Below are 15,222 nucleotides of genomic sequence, written 5' to 3'. Positions count from 1 at the left end.
CCCGTTATTGTCTCAAATCTTCGACGCACCCCCTAACCACCGGCCGGTCCGGGGCGCGGCGTGCGGCGGGAGTAGTGTTGTCTCATCATGACGAGCGCGTTCCGTACCAGAATTATCAGGACACTGACAGTCCCCCTCGATGCCGATTCATTCCCCGGGGGGCTGCCGTCGTTTCTGGTCCGTGACGACGTGCTGTGCTGGACCCGCCGCGAGGCCGGCCTGGTCGGTTTCGGCGAGGTGGCGCGGTTCACCGCCACCGGCCCGGAGCGGTTTCTCGAGGCGGACATCTGGTGGCGGCACCTGGTCCTCGAAGCGGATGTCACCGACGCCGTCGGCTGCCCCGGGACCGGCCCCGTGGCCTTCGGCTCCTTCGCCTTTTCCAAGGTGTCCGCGCACGAGTCCCGCCTGATTGTTCCCGAGATCGTGGTGGGCCTGCGCGACGGCAACGCCTGGCTTACCCAGCTCACCTTCGACGACGGCGAGCTCACCGAGGCCGGCGCCCGCGCCGCCCTGCGGCGCTGGCTGGAGGCACCCGGCGCCCGCGCCGCCCTGCGGCGCTGGCTGGAGGCACCCGGCGCCCGGGCTTCCGGCGACCCGGCGCCGGCTGAACGGCAGGCGCCGGCTGAACGGCAGGCGACGTCGGAACCGCAGGCCGGGCGGGAGGCCAAGCTCAGCACCGGCTCACTCAGCGAGGCGGACTGGATGGCCGCCGTCGCCGAGGGCGTCGCCGAAATCCGCACCGGGGCGCTCGAGAAGCTCGTGCTGGCGCGGGACATCGTCGCCACCGTGCCCGACGGCGTGAACGCCGCCGAGATCCTGCGCCAGCTCGCGGTCCGCTACCGCGAATGCTGGACCTACGGTGTCGACGGCCTTGTGGGTTCCACCCCGGAAATGCTGATCCAGGTGGAAGGCCGCACGGCGCAGGCTCGCGTCCTGGCCGGCACGCTGGATCGCCGTGACGCCGAGGGCATGGCTGGCTCGCCGCTGGAATTCGCCGAACGCGTCCTCGCCGGTTCCGAAAAACAGCGGCATGAGCACGACATCGCGATCCAGTCGCTCACCACCCAGCTGGCCCCCTTCTCCGAGGCCATGAACGCCCACAGCGAGCCGTTCATCCTGGAGCTGCCAAACGTCTGGCATCTGGCCTCCGACGTCAAGGCCGAACTGACCGAGGTGGAGGGCCACGTGCCCACCTGTCTGGCACTGATCAACGCCCTGCACCCCACCGCCGCTGTCTGCGGCACCCCGACCGCCGTGGCCGGGGCGCTGATCCGCAGACTCGAGCACCTGGACCGCGGCCCGTACGCAGGCCCGGTCGGCTGGCTCGACGCCGCCGGCAACGGCGAGTGGGGCATCGCGCTGCGCGGCGCGGTCATCGAGGGCCCGGACACGGTCCGGCTCTACGCCGGCTGCGGCGTCGTCGAGGGCTCCGTCCCCGAGGCGGAGCTGGCCGAGACCTGGGCGAAGTTCAGGCCGATGCTGGAATCCCTGGGCATCGACAGCTGAGCCGGCACCCCTCCGTCAGCGGCGGCCCGCGGCGCGCGCCGAATCCGTCATTACAGACAGCAGCCTGGTGTGGCCCCTTGAAAACCGTCTCGATTTAGTTATCCAATAGTGAAACTAAGTTTCCTGTGACGTACATCTCTTCTTCGGCGATACAATATACCCCGACTTAGTTTTCGCATGCCCCTGCAACAAAAGGTAAAAAAATGCAGATCTCCCGTTCGCTCCTGACCAATTCCAAGGTCAAGGCTGCAGCCGTGCTTGCTATCGGCGCCCTGGCCCTCTCGGCCTGCACCAATGCCTCCGAGACCGGCACGGGCGGGGCGGCGACGCCGTCCGGCAGCGCAAAGGCAAGCTTCGACCCCACGACGGTTCAGAAAGACGATGCGTTGGCGGCCATGGTTCCGGCGGCCATCAAGTCCAAGGGGACCCTCACCATTGGCGCTGACACGAGCTACGCTCCGGCAGAGTTCCTCGGCACCGACGGCCAGACCCCGGTAGGTTACGACGTCGACATTGCAAAGGCTATCGGCGCCACCCTGGGGCTCAAGGTCCAGGTGCAGACCGCAGAATTCACCGGGATCCTTCCCGCGCTGGGCCCGAAGTACGACCTCGGCATTTCCTCCTTCACCATCAACAAGGAGCGCCTCGGCGCAGTCAACATGGTCAGCTACTTCAACGCCGGCACCGCCTGGGCTGTGAAGAAGGGCAACCCGAAGAACTTCTCCCTCGATGACGTCTGCGGCAAGTCGATTGGCGTCCAGACCGGCACCGTGCAGGAGGACCCGGACCTGTCCGGCCGGAACAAGAAGTGCACGGCCGAAGGCAAGAAGCCGATCGATATCGTCACGCTCAAGAACCAGACGGACGTGACCACGCGTCTGGTCAACGGCAGCATCGACGCCATGGCGGCTGACTCCCCCATCATCGGTTACGCCCTGACCCAGACCAACGGACAGCTGGAGAAGCTCGGCGACGTTTACGACGCCGCCCCGCAGGGCATCGCCGTTGCCAAGTCGGACACTGCGCTCGCCGACGTCATCCAGAAGACGATGACCAAGCTGATCGAGGACGGCTCCTACAAGAAGATCCTCGAAGGCTGGGGCAACGCTGAAGGTGCCATCGCCAAGTCCGAGGTCAACCCGGCGGCCGCGTCTTGAGTCTTCCCGCCACCGACCACTCATCAGGGGTAGGGATGGAAAGTCACAACCACGCAGCACCGGTCCTGAACAAGCCCGTGCCCGTGCGGCACCCGGGCCGCTGGATCAGCGCCTTGATCATCCTCGGCTTCCTCGCGGTGTTCCTGCAGTCCCTCGTCACGAACCGGAACTTCCGCTGGGACATCGTCGGCACCTACATCCTGGACGTCAAGGTCGTCCAGGGCGTTGGCTGGACGTTGATCCTCACCGTTGGCTCCATGGTCCTCGCCATCGTCCTGGCGATCCTGCTGGCCTTCATGCGTCAATCCGAGAACCCGGTCTTCCGCTGGTCCAGCTGGGTCTGGGTCTGGTTCTTCCGCGGCACCCCCGTGTACACCCAGCTGGTGTTCTGGGGTCTGATCTCCGTGCTCTACCCGAAGATCAGCGCGGGCGTACCGTTCGGACCGGAGCTCTTCAGCGTCGACACCAGCACCATCATCACCGCCACTGTTGCGGCGATCCTGGGTCTGGGCCTCAACGAATCGGCCTACCTCGCCGAAATCTTCCGGGCCGGCCTCAAGTCCGTGGACCGAGGCCAGATGGAGGCCGCTGAAGCCTTGGGCATGGGCAAGACCAAGATCATGTGGCGAATCATCCTGCCGCAGGCGATGCGGGTGATCGTCCCGCCGACCGGCAACGAAACGATCGGCATGCTGAAGACCACCTCGCTGGTGCTCGCGGTGCCGTTCACCCTCGACCTGACGTTCGCCACGAACACTCTGGCCAACCGCACGTACCTGCCGGTGCCGCTACTGATTGTGGCTGCCATCTGGTACCTCGTCATCACGAGCATCCTGATGGTGGGCCAGCACTTTATCGAGGCGTACTACGGCAAGGGCGTTGACAACCTGGCTCCGGCCGCAATCAACCCGGCGGCCGCCAGGGCATCCGCGGCGGTGGCGCCGAGCGCCGAGGCCGAGCCGGCACTGAAGTTGGATCCCGAGGAGGAGGCGAAATGACGATCACCACTGAGAACCCGCTGGTCAAAATCGAAGGCCTCCACAAGTTCTACGGGCAGCACCACGTGCTGCGCGGCATTGACCTGACCGTCAACCAGGGCGAGGTGTCGGTGGTGATCGGACCGTCTGGTTCCGGTAAGTCCACCATGCTGCGCTGTGTCAACCTGCTTGAAACCATCAGCGCCGGACGGATTTCCGTCGGCGGTGAGTTGATCGGCTACCGCGAGGTCAACGGCCGCCTGCATGATCTGAAGACCAAGGAAATCGCGGCCCAGCGCCGCGAGATCGGCATGGTCTTCCAGCGCTTCAACCTGTTCCCGCACAAGACGGCGTTGCAGAACGTCATGGAGGCTCCGGTCCAGGTCAAGGGCCAGCCGAAGGACGCCGCCCGGAAGCGGGCACTGGAGCTGCTGGACCGGGTAGGACTCGCGGACCGGGCCGGCCACTACCCCTCGCAGCTGTCCGGCGGGCAGCAGCAGCGCGTAGCCATCGCCCGGGCCCTGGCCATGGACCCGGAACTGATGCTCTTCGATGAGCCGACGTCCGCACTGGACCCGGAGCTTGTGGGTGACGTGCTGAACGTCATGAAGGATCTTGCCAAGTCAGGCATGACCATGATCGTGGTGACGCACGAGATTGGTTTCGCCCGGGAGGTAGGCGACCGCCTGACCTTCATGGACGGCGGCGTCGTGGTGGAATCCGGCGACCCGCGCGAGGTGCTCGCGAACCCGCAGCACGCCCGGACCAAGGAGTTCCTGAGCCGGGTGCTCTAGGGAGCAACTTTCTGCAACGATTTCGGACAGCCGCTACGTGGAATCACGTAGCGGCTGTCCGTTTTCGTAGCGGAAACCGGGTGCTAACGCCCGAGGACCCCGGCCACGGCGGCGGAGACGGCGCCGCGAATGCGCCCGTGCAGTTCGCGGAGGCCGTGCCGCCCGGTCCGCACTTCGATGATGCTGCGGCCCTGCACGGGTTCCGCCAGCGCCGCGGCGAGCTCCGCCGTCGTGCTGACCGCGCGGTGGGCGACGCCGTACGCCGCGGCGAGGGCGGAAAAATCCACCGTGTGCGGAGTGCCGAAGAGGCGTTCGACGGCGGTGCCGTAACGGCCGGACTGCTCGACGGCGCCGTGCTCCAGCAATCCGAAGATGGCCCCGCCAGCGTCGTTGAGGACCACGATCCGCAACGCCGGAACGGCCTCGCCCGCGCCGAGCAGCAGCCCGCCGGCGTCGTGCAGGAACGTGACGTCGCCCAGCAGCACGGTGGTTTCCTGCCGGCCGCCGACGGCGATGCCGGTGGCGGTGGCAAGGGTGCCGTCGATCCCGGCCAGTCCCCGGTTGGCGAAGACGGTGGCCTGGGGTTCCTGGGGCGGGGCGCCGGCGAGGTCGACGTCGCGGATCCCGTTGGAGGAACCCAGAACCAGCTGCCCGCGCGTCTGGCCCCAGACCAGCGCGCCCACGGCGGGCCCGGAGGCGGCCGAACCAACGAGCACCAGGTCCAGCGCGTGCTGGGCGGCGGCCCCGGCCAGCAGCCAGGCATCGAGCCAGGCAGGGCTTCCCCGGCCGGCGAAGTCGGCCAGGTCAGCGAGGGTCTCGAGCGGCAGTTCGGTGCGCCGGCCGGGCTCGTACCAGGCCACCGGAACGGGCTGGTAGAGGGCGGACGGGACGTCGGCGCGGGCGAGCAGGGCCGAGACCGGCCGGGACAGCGTGGGCCGGCCGAACAGCACAACGCGTTCGATCGGCTGGCCGGATTCCGGACCGAAGTGCTCCAACAGCAGCCGGTACGGACCCACCGCATTCGGGCCGAAGCGGGCGTTCGACGACGGTTCGGCGAGCAGAGGCAGGCCGTGGGCGCGGGCGAAGGCCTCGGCGACCGGGCCGGCGTCGTGTCCGGCGAGGACAACGGTGCGCCGGTCGGGCAGCGCCGGGGATGCGGCCGGGAAGTCCAGCGCCAGCGGGTGCCGCGCCGCCTGGTGGATCCGGCGACCGGAGCCCTCGCCCAAGCCGTCCCGCGCGGCAGGGACCAGCGGGTCGCGGAAGGCGAGGTTCAGCTGCACCGGGCCGGGCGGGATGTCCTCAAAGGCGCCGGTGGCGGCGCTCAGCGCCGTCTCGACGGCCCGGAGCGGGTTGTCGCCGGCGGGCACGTCGGCGGCGAAACGGACGTGCTCGCCGAACAGGTCCGGCTGCACGGTGGTCTGGTTGGCCCCGGTGCCGCGGAGTTCCTCGGGCCGGTCGGCCGAGAGGACCACGAGCGGAACTGCGGCGTGGTTGGCCTCCATCACGGCCGGCAGCAGGTTCCCGACGGCGGTGCCCGAGGTGGTCAGGACGGCGGCGGGGGCACCGGTGGCTAGAGCCAGGCCCAGTGCGGTGAAGCCGGCGTCGCGTTCGTCGATCCGGACCAGCAGCTCGACCCGGCCCGCGGCGTCGGCCTCGGCCAGCGCGTAGGCCATCGGCGCGGAGCGGGATCCCGGGGCCACCACCACGTAGCGCACCCCGGAGCCGATCAGGGCCGCAACGGCCATCCGCGCGGCCTCGACCGACGCCAGCCTGCCTGCGGCTGGAGGGTCGGCGGGAGGAACGTCCGGGCTCACATGTTCTCCGGCGTCTCGATGCCGAGCAGGTCCAGGCCGTCGGAGAGCCGCCGCAGCACGAGTCCGCACAGCGCCAGCCGCGATTCCCGCACCGTATCCTCGGCCTTGAGCACCGGGCACTGGTCGTAGAACGAGGTGAACAGCTGCGCCAGTTCAAACAGGTACGTGCACAGCCGGTGCGGCTCAAGCAGTTCGCCGACTTTTTGCAGCGTGGCGTCGTATTCGAGCAGGTGCAGGGCCAGCGCGCGTTCGGCCGGTTCGACGACGGCGATGGTCGCCGCGGGCACGGTCGCTGCCGGCGCGGTGGCTGCGCCCCCAGCCCCTGTCACCGCCGCGCCGAGGTGCTGCTCCAACGCGCCGGCCTTACGCAGGATCGACCGAATCCGGGCGGCGGCGTACTGGACGTACGGGCCGGTGTTGCCGGTCAGCGCGAGCATCCGGTCGAAGTCGAAGACGTACTCCGTGTCGTGGCCGGTGGAGAGGTCCGCATACTTGACCGCGCCGATGCCCACCTGACGGGCGGTGACAGCCCGCTCCTGCTCGCTTAGCTCGGGTCGGCTGGCGTCGATGACGGCCCGGGCCCGGTCCACCGCCTCCTGCAACAGCGCCATCAGCTTGACCGGGTTGCCGGCGCGGGACTTGAGGATCTTGCCGTCCTCGCCGAGCACGTTGCCGATCTGGACGTGGGTGGCCTCCACTGTGTCCGGCAGCCAGCCGGCGTCGCGGGCGGTGGCCATTACCATCCGCAGGTGCACGTTCTGCGGGGCGCCCACCACGTAGAGCACACGGTCGGCCTCGAGTTCGCGGACCCGGTAGCGGATCGTGGCGAGGTCCGTGGTGCCGTACCCGTAGCCGCCGTCGGACTTGCGGATGATGAGCGGCAGCGGGTCGCCGTCGCGCCCGGTAAAGCCGGCCGGGAAGGTACAGAGCGCGCCCTCACTGATCCGGGCGATGCCGCGTTCCTCGAGTTCCTGGCACAGCTGTGCCAGATGCGCGTCGTAGGAGCTTTCGCCGGCGATGTGGTCGTCGGTGAGGCTGATCCCGAGCATCGCGTAGATGGCGTTGAAGTAGCGCTTCGACTGCGCCACGAGCCGCTGCCAGACGGCGAACGTCTCCGGATCTCCGCCCTGCAGCGCCACCACGCGCAGCCGGGCGCGGGTGGCGAAACCGTCGGGGTCCGCGGCGGAGGCATCGAATTTCGCACGCGCGGCCTGGTAGAAGGCGCTCGGGTCATCAACCAGCAGGGCTGCCTCGGGCGAGTCCTCCCCCACTTCGAGCCAATGTTCGATCAGCATTCCGAACGGGGTGCCCCAGTCGCCGATGTGGTTTTGCCGGATCACGGTGTGGCCCAGTGCCTCGAGAACACGCACGATGCTGTCACCGACCACTGTGGTCCTCAGGTGGCCGACATGCATTTCCTTGGCCACGTTTGGGGAGGAATAGTCGACGACGACGCGGTGCAGCGGGTCGGGCTGGCTGCCCGTTGGCGCCGGTGCGTTCAGCAGCTCTTCGATCCAGGTGCCGTCGAAGGTGAGGTTAATGAAGCCCGGCCCGGAAATCTCCACCAGGCTGCAGACGCCGTCGAGGTCGAGCGCCTCCACGATCCTGGCCGCGGCGTCGCGCGGCGGAAGGCCGACCTTGCGGGCCAGCGCCATGGCGGCGTTGATCTGGATGTCCGCAAACTGCGAGGGCCTGATGACCGGATCCGTCTGGCGGAACTCCTCGCCGAAGGCGTGGGCAATAGCTGCCTGGACTCTGGGGACAACCAATTCGGCCGGATTATTCACACTGTTCAAATTATCAGTTCCCGCCGCCCCGGACGGTCCCTCAGGAGCAACGCGGGGTCATGGGTGAGACCTGCCAAGGCAGGGGATGCGTCTCCGCCACCCGGCCAGCGCGCGAGAACGCGGAGCGGTCCTGACGGTGAAAATCCGGTTGACTCACGGGGCGGGTGGTGGGGCGGTGCCGGAGCGTCTGCTGTGAGCTGGGCGGCAGCGCCCTCAGGCCCCCGGCTTTTCCGGCTCGCTGGCGGCAGCAAGCAGCCGCTGCCCGATTCCCTCAAGGAAGCCGGCGACGTCGGAGATACTCCCTTGCGGCGCGCCATCGAGTACGGCGGAGGCAGCTTCGGCAAAGTGCTCGGTGGCCCATTGCATCGCATGGGTCCCGGCCGGGCTCAGGTGCAGCAGCACGCTCCGCCGGTCCGCGGGGTTAGGCTTGCGGACCATGAATCCCTTGGACTCCAGGCGGTCCACCATGGCGGTCACAGATCCGGTGGTGATGTTAAGGAGGTGGCCGAGCGCCTTGGGCGTCATGCCGTCAACCTCGCCCACGAAGGCCATCGCGTTGATATCAATAGTGCCGATGCCCAGTTTCTCGGCCAGCCGGATCCGGAGGGCGTAGGTCCCGACGTCCACGCGGCGCAGCCCCTGCGTGATGCGCAGCAGCGCATCCTTCTTACCCGGTGATCCCTCCGCCTGGTTTGACATGTCTAGCTCCTTGTTGCCGCGCCCTGCGATCTGCGGGCAATTCATCATAAGCCCCGGCCTCGTGCTGCACAGTGGATCGATATTCAACCGCGTCAAGATCTACTTGATTCTCAAGCTAAGTCGTTAAAAACGCTGCAACAAAGAGGATGTCATCACAGCAAACAAGATAGATTATTCGTTAGCTTGATTATCAAGTCACTTGAGTGTACTTTTTTCTCAACAGGTTCCCTCAGGGATCTTGTACTAGGTCTCATTCGGGGCGGGGGCCCCTCAACACCACCAGGAGCTTGTCATGGCAAAGGTCTCAGCGCGTACGGTCACTCTGGCCAAATGGGCAGTCGTCCCGGCAGCACTTCTGGTGAGCGGCGTCGCCGTTTCCCAGGCCTCCTACTCCGCGTTCAGCGCCACCACCGAGAGCTCCGCGAGCAACTGGGCCGCGGGCACGGTCAAGCTCGACAGCGGCGCCGGGAGTGCCGCGGGCTCGAATGCCTCCACCGCCATGTTCACCGCATCGAACCTGAAGCCGGGCTCGACCGGCACCAAGTGCATCACGGTGACCTCCGGCGGTTCGCTGGCCTCCGCCGTGAAGCTCTACGCTACGGCCCCGGCCTCGACCAACAATCTCAGCTCCTACATCACCTTGGACATCACCGAGGGGACCGGCGCTAACAGCGCCTGCAACGACTTCAAGGTTCTGAGCCCGGCAGCTCCAGCTTACTCGGGCACTCTCGCAGCCTTCGGTGGAGCAAGTAGCAGCTACGCGACCGGCTGGGGCTCCTGGGCGCCCACGGGTACCGCACCCGAGACCCGCACCTACAAGATCACCTACACGCTGAAGACGGATGCCCCGAACAGCACCCAGGGTGGCACCGCTTCCATGGGCTTCACCTGGGAAGCACAGAACAACTAAGCCGATGCCCGGACCGAGCCAACTGCCCGCGACGTCCGGGCACCGTGCTGCCCGGGCATCCCGCGGCAGCGGCGGGGCACCGGACAGCGGCGCCGCCCGTATGCCGGCTCTCCGGCGCCGGGTGCATGCACGTGTCCTCCAGGACCACGGTTCCGCAGCAACTTCTCCCCAGTCGAGCCCCGCAACTGCAGGCATTCCCGTTTCACCGCACGACGGCGGCCCGGAGGCCGTCGTCGTCGTTGGGCCCGTGCGCCTCGCCGTCACCCTCGCTGCGCAGTCCATCCTCTTCGCACTCCTCGGGATGCTGGCCTGGGCCCTGCTCCCTTTCGCCCTCGGCTGGATGCCCACCACCGTCATGACCGGATCCATGGAGCCCCGGATATCAGCCGGTGACGTGATCATCGCCCGGCCCATCCCCACCGGAACAGCCGCTTTGGGCCATGTCCTGCTGGTCGATGACCCGGACCACGCCGGGAGGCTGCGGCTGCACCGCTACGTGCAGGACGCCCCCGACGGCAAGCTCATCCTGCGCGGCGACGCGAACCCGGCCAACGACTCCTCTGCGGTGGCACCCGAGGCAGTTCACGGTGTAGCCGTTTTGCGCGTCCCCTTCGTGGGACTTCCCGTTGTCTGGTTCGCCGAAAAGAACTGGGGCAATCTCGCCGCCCTGTTCGCCGGAATCTCAGCGCTGACAGTGGCCGCGGCCGCCGGGTCCAGCGCGGGCCAGCACGACGGCGGAGCGCACGCCACGCCCGCTGCCGCCCGCGCCCCGCGGCAGTCGCCGCACCGGCACATCCCCGCCACCCGCAGGGCTATCCGGCGGCATGCCCGGACTGCGGCGCGACGGGCCACCGCCGTCCGCACCCTGCTCTGCCTGGCCTCACTTCCGGTCCTCGTCACGCCTCAGCTGTTGACGGCGGCTCCGGCCCACGCCGCGTTCTACGCCGCAACGCCCACCCAGGCCGGCACCTTTGCCGCTGCAAGCTCATACGACTGCCTGTTCCGCCCTGCCCAGGAGAACCCCGCACTGTTCTTCGGCTTCAACGAGGCGTCCGGACCGGCGGCCGAGGACGGCAGCGGGACTGGAAATGACGGCATCCTCTCCGGCGCCGTCCAACGCACCGCCGGATCCTGCGCCGGCGACAGCCCCGCGCTGTCCTTCGGCAGTGCCGCGGGAATGGTCAGCACCCGTCTGCTGGTCAGCGCCCCGGAGACATTCAGTGTCTCTGTCTGGTTCAAGACAATACCGGGGACTACCTCCGGCGGACGGCTGCTGGGGTTCGGCAACACACAGACCGGAACGTCAACGCTCACTGACCGGCACTTGTACCTCACCGACAACGGAGGGGTCGGGTTCGGCGTCGCCACCCGCAACGGGAACAGCCAGCAGTACAAGGCCGCCGGCCTCACCACTCAGGCCGGCTACAACGACGGCCGCTGGCACCTCGCCACGGCCACCTCCGGTCCCGCCGGATCGGTGCTGTACGTCGACGGCGTCCCGAAGGCGGACAACCCGCGTCTAGTTGCCGAGCGCAACTACGACGGCTACTGGCGGGTCGGCTACGACAGCATGGACTTCGACAAGAACCGCGATTGGCCCGGGGCCACCGAGAACACGATTTTCCGCGGCAGCGTCGACAACGCGGCCGTCTACTCGACGGTACTGACCCAATCCCAGGTTGGAGCCCTGTACGCGGCCGGCCGCTGACTGACCCGCGGCTGCCGCAATCAGGTAGGTGAAAGCCTCATCGCCTTGCTTCCAGCACGGCATAGACCCGCCGGAGCCGGGCCAGCCACCAGTCTCTGCGCTCGGGCGCGGCCGCATATTCGGCCAGCAGCCCGGCGTCCACCGTGACGTCCCGGAGCCGGATAGAACCGTCATCGGGAACCAGGGAATCCCGGCTGACGTCGGCGGCGAGCAGTTGCACCGTCCCCAACCCGCAGGCGTAGGGCAGATCGGGCAGGGCCGCGGCGAGCGCCAGCCCGGCGCGTATCCCCACGGAAGTGTCCAGGGCGGAACTGACGACGGCGGGCAGGCCGGCCTGTGCCACGATCTCCAGTGCCCGCCGCACACCCCCCAGCGGCGCCACCTTCACCACAATCAAGTCCGCAGCGCCGGCGCGCGCCACCTTCAGGGGATCATCCTCCTTGCGGACGCTTTCATCCGCGGCGATGAGCACCGGCACCCCGGCCGCACGGAGCCGTCGCCGCACCTCGGCGAGGCCCGCGATGTCCGGAACCGGCTGCTCGGCGTACTCCAGCCCAACGGCGGCCAGCCGGGTCAATGCCTCGACGGCGGTCCGCACGTCCCATCCGCCGTTCGCGTCGACCCGGATGGCGGCGTCGGGCAGCGCGGCGCGGACGGCACCCACCCGGGCATCATCGTCGTCGAGCGTCTGGCCCGGCTCCGCGACCTTGACCTTGACGGCGTCCACCCGGCCGAAGCGGGCAAGGATCTCCGGCACCCGTTCCGCGGCGACCGCCGGAACGGTGGCGTTGACCGGGATGCTGGTCCGCCGGGGTTCCGGGAAGCCCTGCCAGCCTGCCTCGACGGCGGCGGCCAGCCAGCGGGAAGCCTCGGCGTCGCCGTATTCCGGGAAGGGGCAGAACTCGCCCCAGCCGAGGGGGCCGGGCAGCAGCAGTGCCTCGCGCTGGGTGATGCCGCGGAACTTCACCCGCATTGGCAGGCTGACCACGCGGGCCACATCAAGGAGTTCGTCCACTCCCCCCGGGTTGAGGCCTGGGGCGGGAGGTGTGTCGGCACTGGTGGGCATGGATGTACTCTACCGGCGGTACGCACGGGTCCCTCGGGCGGCGGTCTGGTTGCAAGCGGGCGCGAGGCCTTGGGCGGGCCGACGTCGACTGGGGGTGAGCTCCTGGATTAGGACACTCGTCTGCATCGGCCCCGCCCAAGGAGCTTCCGGCGGGATCAGCCGCACCGGTCCTGCGAGTCTAGGGACCCCACCTCTGGGCGGACACGAGTAGTGGCTACCTGACTTGTGAGAGGGCGCTACGTGGGCCGGGCTGTTGCAGCTCCCAGACGTCGGCCGCTGCGCCGTGCGGCAGTTCCAGGCGCCACTCCTCGCCGGCCGCGGGGTAGGCGCGTACCGTCGCCGGCACCGAACCGTGGCGGTAGACCTCCACGATCGAGCCGTCCACGAAGATCCGCAGCTCGTCGCCGCCGGCCACGGTGTCCGCGAAAACCGGACGGAGCTGCGCCGCGGACGCCAGGACCAGCCGGATCCGGCCTTCCCCGCCGGTGACCACCGCTTCGGCCTGGGCCGGCAGGCTCAGGGTTCCCGCGGCTCCCTTGGCACGGCGAGCACCCCTGTACCCCCGCAGCTCCGGTGCCGGCTCGACCGCGAGCACCCCGCCGTGCACCGCAAGCTGCCGCGGGAAGGTCAGCAGTCCGGCCCAGCCGGCGGCGTCCGTCTGCTCCTGGCCCCGGCCGGCACGTCCGTCCAGGCCCGACACCTCGTTGGACCAGCCCCACAGCAGGGTGCGGTCCGGCCGGGACAGGATCTGCGGCGCATAGAAGTCCGGGCCCATATCCGCCTTGCCGCCTTTCGCCGGGGTGAAGACCGGCAGGCCGGTGACGGCATCCTCGGCGAGTGACCCCAGCAGGTAGCCCACACCATTGGGGTGGTGGTGGTAGTCAGAGGCGAGCCAGAGGGAGGCCATCAGCAGCCAGGTTTCCGCCCCGGAGGAGTCCGGCACGCGGACCAGCTGCGGGCACTCCCAGATCTCGGCCGGAAGATGCCGGGCCGCCAAGGCGTTCTCGGTGCTGAACCAGATACCTTCGTAGCGCCAGTCGCGCAGCTCGTCCGCGCGGTAGAGCAGAACGGCCGCGTGCCCCGACGCTAGGCCGGCCCCTTGGAGGGCATAGCGCCGGCCGTGGAAGGTGAAGATAAACGGGTCGCGCACCGCCGTGATGTGGGGGTCCGCCGGCACCGGCGCCGCGACCTGCCCGTCCTGCCGCCACTCCGTCAGTCCCCGGGAACCCCGGGCCAGCACCACCTGGGCATGTCCGCCCGCGGTGCTGACGCCCGAGTACGCCGCGGTGGGGACGCCGTCGTCGTCAGTGACGACGCCGGTCCAGCAACCCAGTGCGTCCGGGCCGCCGGGCTGGGGCCGGAGCGCGACGGGGTGTTCCTCCCAGCGGAGCAGGTCCGGGGAGCTCAGGTGCCCCCAGCAGATCCGGTCATGCCGTGCCGAGTCGGGGTTGTACTGGAAGAAAACGTGGTACCTGCCGCCGACGAAGGACAGGCCGTTGGGGTCGTTGATCCAGCCGCGCGCCGGCCGCGGGTGGAAGCGGGGGAAAGCCGGGTCCGGGTGCCGTGCCGCCACGGCCGCCGAGTCGGCGCCGCGCTCCAGGTTGCTCATGGGACGACTCTGGTCTGGTTCGCTGCGCCGGTCAATCCTGCGGGTTCCCGCCGGGCCGTCAGGCGGCTCCTAGTGTTCTGTGGGAACCTGTATATCGATGAGATTTCGGCAGGAACCCAGCAGCGGGCAGGCGTCGCCAGGGGCCCGGGAGGTGCGCTCCCCCGGCCGTGCGCCGTCGCGCCCTGCCCCGGGCAGGACCACCGGCTCCCTCTTCCTGCTGGCCACCCTTGGCTGCGCCGCCGCCCTCGCGGCCACGTACTACTTCTTCGTGCGCACCACCACCGGCCAGTTCATTGATGAATCGGCGCTGGTCGAGGCCGTCGAAATCCACGGTGCCGCGGGCAAGGCCAGCAACAAGCTCCTGGACTGGCTCCCGGCCCTGTCCGTGCTGATCTCGTCCGTGGTGGTCCTGTTCGTGACGGTGGCCCGCCGCCGCTGGAAAGCCGCTGGCATCGCCGTGCTGGCCGCCGTAGGCGCCAACGTCGCCACCCAGGTCCTCAAGGACCTGGTCCCGGTCCGGCCGTTCCGCGGCATCGAAACCCTTGAGCTCAATTCCCTCCCCTCCGGCCACACCACGCTGGCAGCCTCGGCCGCGGCCGCGGTGTTCCTGATGGTGTCGCCGCGCTGGCGGCCGCTGGCGGGGTTCCTGGGCGGCAGCTTTGCCGTTGCCACCGGGGTGTCCACGCTTATCAACCAGTGGCACCGGCCAGCCGACGTGGTGGCGGCGTTCCTGGTGGTGGGGGTCTTCACGCTTCCCGCGGGCTGGCTGATCATGCGCACCGGAGGCCGCTGGAATGTCTGGGAGGGCTACAACGGCCACTGGGCGTCCGCCCGGCTGTGGGCCGCCGTCCCGGTGCTGGCCGGGCTCGCCTCCGCCGCCGTGGCCGCCTACTCGCTGCTGAAGATCGCGCCCGGGCCGGGCCAGGAAGGCAGCACCACCAACTACTTCTGGGCCGGCACCTCGCTGATCGTCATCACCGGCTACCTCGCCACCATTGCCGGCGTGTGGCTGTTTGGCCACGCCGCCCGGTGCCGTGCCCCGTCCGCCGCCACCGCCGCCACCGCCGCCACCGCCGCCACCGCCGCCTCCGCAGCCTGACCGCCGGTCCCTTTACATCCGCGGGGAGCGGGGCCAGAATAATCACCTCCGCAGCCGCCACTGGCTCAGCAGCGTGATGGCATCCGTCATCCTGAC

At 68.9% G+C, this 15,222-nt stretch carries 12 protein-coding genes; 7 read left to right on the top strand and 5 right to left on the bottom strand.

Annotated elements, in window-relative coordinates:
• The first annotated feature begins 87 nt into the window (after window positions 1-87).
• From ACZ5Z0_RS12550 to ACZ5Z0_RS12535, 4 genes are all read left to right on the top strand, one after another.
• Window positions 88-1,506, top strand: coding sequence for an isochorismate synthase (locus ACZ5Z0_RS12550; protein ID WP_464108723.1), 1,419 nt, complete (start codon window positions 88-90; stop codon window positions 1,504-1,506).
• Between the two features lie 203 nt (window positions 1,507-1,709).
• Window positions 1,710-2,663, top strand: a complete 954-nt coding sequence (locus ACZ5Z0_RS12545; RefSeq protein ID WP_464108722.1) for an ABC transporter substrate-binding protein — start codon at window positions 1,710-1,712, stop codon at window positions 2,661-2,663.
• Between the two features lie 35 nt (window positions 2,664-2,698).
• Window positions 2,699-3,661, top strand: coding sequence for an amino acid ABC transporter permease (locus ACZ5Z0_RS12540; RefSeq protein WP_464108721.1), 963 nt, complete (start codon window positions 2,699-2,701; stop codon window positions 3,659-3,661).
• Window positions 3,658-4,434 (top strand): amino acid ABC transporter ATP-binding protein, encoded by a 777-nt coding sequence (locus tag ACZ5Z0_RS12535; RefSeq protein WP_349412332.1) that lies wholly within the window; start codon window positions 3,658-3,660, stop codon window positions 4,432-4,434. The genes ACZ5Z0_RS12540 and ACZ5Z0_RS12535 overlap by 4 nt, the downstream gene beginning before the upstream one ends.
• A gap of 83 nt (window positions 4,435-4,517) precedes the next feature.
• Here the strand turns inward: ACZ5Z0_RS12535 and menD are convergent, their stop codons facing one another.
• The 3 genes from menD to ACZ5Z0_RS12520 all read right to left on the bottom strand — a co-directional run bounded on the left by menD (window position 4,518) and on the right by ACZ5Z0_RS12520 (window position 8,734).
• Window positions 4,518-6,179 (bottom strand): 2-succinyl-5-enolpyruvyl-6-hydroxy-3-cyclohexene-1-carboxylic-acid synthase, encoded by a 1,662-nt coding sequence (gene menD / locus ACZ5Z0_RS12530; RefSeq protein WP_464110782.1) that lies wholly within the window; start codon window positions 6,177-6,179, stop codon window positions 4,518-4,520.
• Between the two features lie 65 nt (window positions 6,180-6,244).
• Window positions 6,245-8,017, bottom strand: a complete 1,773-nt coding sequence (gene argS, locus ACZ5Z0_RS12525; protein ID WP_464108720.1) for an arginine--tRNA ligase — start codon at window positions 8,015-8,017, stop codon at window positions 6,245-6,247.
• A 231-nt stretch (window positions 8,018-8,248) separates the two neighbouring features.
• Window positions 8,249-8,734 (bottom strand): MarR family winged helix-turn-helix transcriptional regulator, encoded by a 486-nt coding sequence (locus ACZ5Z0_RS12520; RefSeq protein ID WP_464108719.1) that lies wholly within the window; start codon window positions 8,732-8,734, stop codon window positions 8,249-8,251.
• Between the two features lie 292 nt (window positions 8,735-9,026).
• Here ACZ5Z0_RS12520 and ACZ5Z0_RS12515 point away from each other — a divergent pair, with 292 nt between their 5' ends.
• Window positions 9,027-9,644 (top strand): hypothetical protein, encoded by a 618-nt coding sequence (locus ACZ5Z0_RS12515; protein ID WP_464108718.1) that lies wholly within the window; start codon window positions 9,027-9,029, stop codon window positions 9,642-9,644.
• A gap of 4 nt (window positions 9,645-9,648) precedes the next feature.
• On the top strand, window positions 9,649-11,352 hold the full coding sequence (locus tag ACZ5Z0_RS12510) for a LamG-like jellyroll fold domain-containing protein (RefSeq protein ID WP_464108717.1): 1,704 nt from the start codon (window positions 9,649-9,651) through the stop codon (window positions 11,350-11,352).
• 37 nt (window positions 11,353-11,389) lie between these two features.
• Here the strand turns inward: ACZ5Z0_RS12510 and ACZ5Z0_RS12505 are convergent, their stop codons facing one another.
• Together ACZ5Z0_RS12505 and ACZ5Z0_RS12500 are read right to left on the bottom strand one after the other, a co-directional pair.
• Window positions 11,390-12,418 carry an o-succinylbenzoate synthase gene (locus ACZ5Z0_RS12505; RefSeq protein ID WP_464108716.1) on the bottom strand — a complete coding sequence of 343 codons (1,029 nt, stop codon included), beginning with the start codon at window positions 12,416-12,418 and terminating at the stop codon, window positions 11,390-11,392.
• A gap of 214 nt (window positions 12,419-12,632) precedes the next feature.
• The gene (locus tag ACZ5Z0_RS12500) at window positions 12,633-14,027 is read right to left on the bottom strand and encodes a glycoside hydrolase family 32 protein (protein ID WP_464108715.1); all 1,395 of its coding nucleotides are present in this window, start codon (window positions 14,025-14,027) and stop codon (window positions 12,633-12,635) included.
• A gap of 97 nt (window positions 14,028-14,124) precedes the next feature.
• Here ACZ5Z0_RS12500 and ACZ5Z0_RS12495 point away from each other — a divergent pair, with 97 nt between their 5' ends.
• Window positions 14,125-15,126: a phosphatase PAP2 family protein gene (locus tag ACZ5Z0_RS12495; RefSeq protein ID WP_464108714.1), complete on the top strand. Its 1,002-nt coding sequence runs from the start codon at window positions 14,125-14,127 to the stop codon at window positions 15,124-15,126.
• Window positions 15,127-15,222 lie beyond the last annotated feature (96 nt).

Source organism: Arthrobacter sp. T2-23, assembly GCF_055398325.1.
The sequence above is the reverse complement of the archived record's forward strand: the minus strand, read 5'-3'. Positions and strand labels throughout refer to the sequence as shown.